Source organism: Kangiella sp. (assembly GCF_014762745.1).
Classification (GTDB): domain Bacteria; phylum Pseudomonadota; class Gammaproteobacteria; order Enterobacterales; family Kangiellaceae; genus Kangiella.
Window position 1 is genome coordinate 1 of the sequence record NZ_JABURJ010000028.1, and the last position, 3,705, is coordinate 3,705.

The window sequence follows — 3,705 nt, forward strand, 5'->3', positions numbered from 1 at the left end:
TTCTTTATCTCGCTATTAACCGGCTTCGGCGTCTACATTGTCGCGGCCTTAATAGAGCGACACTTTTCGGGGCCGGCAAAGGGTTTTCAGACTGCCTAAAAAATAGCCAGTCGCCACTGGCTAATGCCCTTTTGCTAATGGTATAATTCGCGCCCATTTTATGTAGGCTGGTAGGCACAAGCGCTTACCAGCCTGATTTTATCTTATTGATTTTACGGCCAAAGTGCCAAACAGCGGTGATTGAAAGCATGAGCAAAAAGTTATTTATCAAAACCTGGGGTTGTCAGATGAACGAGTACGATTCGTCGCGTATGTCGGATCTGCTGAATAAAACTCATGGTTTAGAAGCGGCAACCTCGGCTGAAGAAGCTGATGTGGTGTTGCTTAACACCTGCTCAATCCGCGAAAAAGCGCAGGAGAAAGTCTTTTCTCAGCTGGGCCAGTGGAAAAATTTGAAAGATAACAACCCTGATCTAATCATTGGCGTGGGAGGTTGTGTGGCCTCGCAGGAAGGCGAAGCGATTCGTCAGCGCGCTCCTTATGTGGATGTGATTTTTGGCCCACAAACATTACACCGTTTACCTGAAATGATTAAAGAAGCCAGCGGCCAGAAAAAGGCCGTTGTTGACGTCAGTTTCCCAGAAATTGAAAAATTTGACCGCTTGCCTGAACCGCGCGCCGAAGGCCCAACTGCCTTTGTATCGGTGATGGAAGGTTGTTCAAAATACTGCTCGTTCTGCGTGGTGCCATACACCCGTGGCGAAGAAGTCAGCCGTCCGTTTGATGATGTGTTGGCAGAGTGTGCGCAACTGGCCGAGCAGGGCGTGCGTGAAATTAACTTGTTGGGTCAGAATGTAAACGCCTATCGCGGTGTGACTCATGAAGGCCATACTGCAGATTTGGCCGAATTGATTACTTATGTGGCGGCAATTGATGGTATTGACCGCATCCGTTATACCACCTCGCATCCGGTCGAATTTTCTGAGCGCCTGATTCAGGTATATGCGGAAGTGCCAGAACTGGTCAGCCATTTGCACCTGCCAGTGCAAAGCGGTTCGGATCGCGTATTGGCGATGATGAAGCGAGGTCATACAGCACTTGAGTACAAATCAAAAATTCGCAAACTGCGCCAAATTCGTCCTGACATTTCGATGTCATCTGATTTTATTATTGGCTTCCCGGGCGAATCGGATCAGGATTTCGAAGATACCATGAACCTGATTGCTGACATTGGTTATGATCATTCATTTAGCTTTATCTACAGCGCGCGTCCTGGTACGCCTGCGGCGGATATCGTCGATGACACACCGATGGAAGTGAAGAAACAGCGCTTGTCGATTCTGCAACAGCGCATCAATCAGCAGGCTTTTTCAATCAGTCGCAATATGATTGGCACAACTCAGAAAGTGTTGGTTGAGGGCCCATCGAAGAAAGATCCGATGGAGCTGCGTGGTCGCACCGAAAACAATCGTATCGTTAACTTTGTTGGTCCGCATAGCCTTATCGGCAAATTTGCTGAAGTGACCATCACTGATGCATTCCCTAATTCATTGCGTGGTGATTTTGTTGCTGACGGGCTGATTCATTAATCGGCCCTCTTTGCATCAAAAAAACAGCAACCCCCCACGCTTTTCAAATCAAAGGATAGTACTTGTCACAGCTTACCAACCAAACGTTTGAATTACTGCCCGCTGACAACAATCGCTTGTCAGCCTTGTGCGGTTACCTGGATGAACATCTGAAACACATTGAACGACGCCTTGGCGTTGAAGTGAATATCCGCGGCAATCAGGTTAATGTGATTGGCGAAGGCGTACATGTCGTGGCCGCGCGTCAGGTAATCGAGTCAGTTTATAAAGACACCGAGAAAAAACGCAGTGTTGATAGTGCTGACGTACACTTGGCCATTCAGGAAGCTTCCGCTGATATAGAGTCACTGGAAGGCAACAAAATACAGGGCGAAGACGTCAAGTTGATGACCAAGCGTGGGTTGATTAAGCCGCGTAGCCCAAATCAGAAGCAGTATATTCAGGCCATCAAACATCATGACATCAGTTTTGGTATTGGCCCTGCCGGTACCGGTAAAACCTATCTGGCAGTTGCCAGCGCTGTGGATGCCTGGGAAAAACAGCAGGTTCGTCGCATTCTGTTAACACGCCCGGCGGTAGAAGCTGGCGAACGGTTAGGCTTCCTGCCCGGTGATCTGGCTCAGAAAGTCGATCCTTATTTGCGTCCACTCTACGACGCGCTGTATGAAATGTTTGGTTTTGAAAAAGTGGCCAAACTGATGGAGCGCAGTGTGATTGAAGTGGCGCCACTGGCCTATATGCGTGGTCGTACGCTGAATGATGCCTTTATTATTCTCGACGAAAGTCAGAACACCACGCCGGAACAGATGAAAATGTTCCTGACCCGTATCGGTTTTAATTCCAAAGCGGTGATTACCGGAGATATCACTCAGGTGGACTTGCCCCGTGGACAGCGCTCAGGGTTACGTCACGTCATTGATATTCTGCAAAAAGTGGATGGTATCAGCTTTACCTTCTTCCAGTCGAAAGACGTGGTGCGCCATCCGGTAGTGCAACGTATAGTGCAGGCCTATGAAAGTTTCGATGTCAGCGAAGAAGCCAGACGCGCCAAAGCCGAACAGAAGCAGGCGGATAGGCAACAGTCATCAGACGGTAAAGATTAAGAATTAAAATGGAAACGCCTTTATTTAATCTGGATCTACAGGTCGCCTGCGATGCCGATAATCTTCCCGATGAAGAAGATTTTAAGCAATGGCTGGCTACCGCTTTTGCCATAGAGTCCGAAAAATTTGGCCGTAAAAAAAACTTGGCGCAGCCCTTTGAAATCACGGTACGAATCGTCGAACCCGAAGAAAGTCAGGCACTGAATAATGACTACCGCGGTAAGAACAAACCAACCAATGTGTTGTCCTTTCCCTTCGAAATGCCCGATGGTATTGAAGGACTGGAGCTATCCATTTTGGGCGATTTGGTCATTTGTGCAGACGTGGTAGCAGAAGAAGCTGCCCAGCAGAAAAAAACACTCGGTTCACACTGGGCACATATGGTGGTTCACGGGGGCTTGCATTTGCTAGGTTACGATCATATAAAAGAGTTTGAGGCGCAGGAAATGGAGGCTCTGGAAGTCGACATTTTGGCGCAATTGGGGATTGATGATCCCTATCAGGTGCGTGACTAGCAATTCCGCTGGCACGTATTATTTTTGGGCAACATGAGGACAAGATAAAACGCTATGAGCGACGACAAACCTCCGTCGAGAAGCTTACTTCAACGATTAACCGATATTTTCACATCTGAACCACAAGATCGTCAGCAGTTGGTGGATCTGTTAAGAACTGCGAAAGACGATAAGCTGATCAAACCCGATTCTCTATCCATGATGGAAGGGGTGTTGCAGGTTGCAGAGATGCAAGTGCGCGACATCATGATTCCACGTTCGCAAATGGCCGTCATTCAAGAAGACATGAGTCTGGATGAAATAATTCCAATCGTTAAGGACTCGCGCCATTCTCGCTATCCTGTGGTCGGTGAAAATCGTGATGATATTGAAGGCATCATGCTAGCGAAAGAGCTCTTGAGTTACGCTTTTGCTGATAATGGCGAACGCGCAGCTTTTGATATTAAGGACATCTTACGTCCTGCTTATATCATTCCTGAAAGTAAACGCCTGGATGTG

The 3,705-nt window shown here is 47.8% G+C and carries 4 protein-coding genes; all 4 read left to right on the top strand.

Features of this window, described 5'->3' with window-relative positions:
• Window positions 1–248 precede the first annotated feature (248 nt).
• Window positions 249–1,589: a tRNA (N6-isopentenyl adenosine(37)-C2)-methylthiotransferase MiaB gene (miaB, locus tag HUJ19_RS01565; protein ID WP_290621822.1), complete on the top strand. Its 1,341-nt coding sequence runs from the start codon at window positions 249–251 to the stop codon at window positions 1,587–1,589.
• A 62-nt stretch (window positions 1,590–1,651) separates the two neighbouring features.
• Window positions 1,652–2,692 (top strand): PhoH family protein, encoded by a 1,041-nt coding sequence (locus HUJ19_RS01570; RefSeq protein ID WP_290621823.1) that lies wholly within the window; start codon window positions 1,652–1,654, stop codon window positions 2,690–2,692.
• 8 nt (window positions 2,693–2,700) lie between these two features.
• Window positions 2,701–3,207: an rRNA maturation RNase YbeY gene (gene ybeY, locus HUJ19_RS01575; RefSeq protein ID WP_290621824.1), complete on the top strand. Its 507-nt coding sequence runs from the start codon at window positions 2,701–2,703 to the stop codon at window positions 3,205–3,207.
• A 54-nt stretch (window positions 3,208–3,261) separates the two neighbouring features.
• Window positions 3,262–3,705, top strand: a 444-nt coding sequence (locus HUJ19_RS01580) for a CBS domain-containing protein (protein WP_290621825.1), incomplete at its 3' end; no start/stop codon positions are given.

Coding starts and splice junctions, on each gene's coding strand:
- miaB (WP_290621822.1), top strand. CDS start 249: ATGAGCAAAAAGTTATTTATCAAAACCTGGGGTTGTCAGATGAACGAG.
- ybeY (WP_290621824.1), top strand. CDS start 2,701: ATGGAAACGCCTTTATTTAATCTGGATCTACAGGTCGCCTGCGATGCC.